This window comes from Paraburkholderia sp. BR10954, assembly GCF_040965775.1.
Taxonomy (GTDB): domain Bacteria; phylum Pseudomonadota; class Gammaproteobacteria; order Burkholderiales; family Burkholderiaceae; genus Paraburkholderia; species Paraburkholderia youngii.
The window spans coordinates 1-228 of sequence record NZ_JBFRCK010000362.1 but is presented as its reverse complement, the minus strand read 5'-3'; the positions used below and the strand labels follow the sequence as shown (position 1 = coordinate 228).

At 68.4% G+C, this 228-nt stretch carries 1 protein-coding gene; it reads right to left on the bottom strand.

Annotation, left to right across the window (positions count from 1 at the left end; all coding sequences use genetic code 11):
- Nucleotides 1-181: hypothetical protein (locus tag AB4Y34_RS42575; protein WP_368719381.1), on the bottom strand; the 181-nt coding region annotated here is incomplete at its 3' end.
- Nucleotides 182-228: the final 47 nt, after the last annotated feature.

The window sequence follows — 228 nt, the reverse complement described above, 5'->3', positions numbered from 1 at the left end:
CCTCCGTGCGGTTCAGCTCCTCCAGCAGATACCGGCGCTCCGCCGCCGGCAGGATGTCGATGCGCTCCACCGGCTGCCCCGCGTCCGCAACCATCGCCCGCAGCAGCGCCAGCAGATAATCCCGCTGCCGCCTGACCGTCGACTCATCGAACAGCGCCGTGGCATAGCCCAGCGTGCCCACGATCCTCCCGTCACACTCGCCTACGTTCAGCTCCAGCTCGAACCGGA